The sequence below is a fragment of the Desulfocucumis palustris genome (assembly GCF_002933875.1).
Classification (GTDB): domain Bacteria; phylum Bacillota; class Desulfotomaculia; order Desulfotomaculales; family Desulfocucumaceae; genus Desulfocucumis; species Desulfocucumis palustris.
The window spans coordinates 1-314 of the sequence record NZ_BFAV01000113.1 but is presented as its reverse complement, the minus strand read 5'-3'; the positions used below and the strand labels follow the sequence as shown (position 1 = coordinate 314).

The 314-nt window shown below is 48.7% G+C and carries 1 protein-coding gene; it reads right to left on the bottom strand.

Going from position 1 to position 314, the window contains the following annotated elements:
- Positions 1-314 (bottom strand): hypothetical protein (locus DCCM_RS08770; protein WP_133163953.1); only part of this gene is annotated, 314 nt, incomplete at both ends.

Here is a 314-nt window from a genome sequence, read left to right as displayed (position 1 = left end):
CCTGCCGGCGGTGTCCGTTACGCCGGTTAGGAGATCTCCCTCGTAGCCGTAGGTTATGGTGTTGTTGTTAAGATCCTTTATTGCCGTTATTTTTCCATGTTCATCAAATAAATAGATAAGGTTGTCCTTGCGGGTGACCGTATAGCTGTTGTCCTGGTTTTTAACCAGGGTAAGGTATATGCCCGCCTGGGCTTTGTAGGTTTGCGTGGCTTCGTCATAGGAAAAAGTAGCTTTGAAGCCGTCTCCCTGGTTATAGGTAACGGAGCCGTCGGGGTTTTGGACAAGGGACTGGAGTATGTTTAGATTCCAGCCGT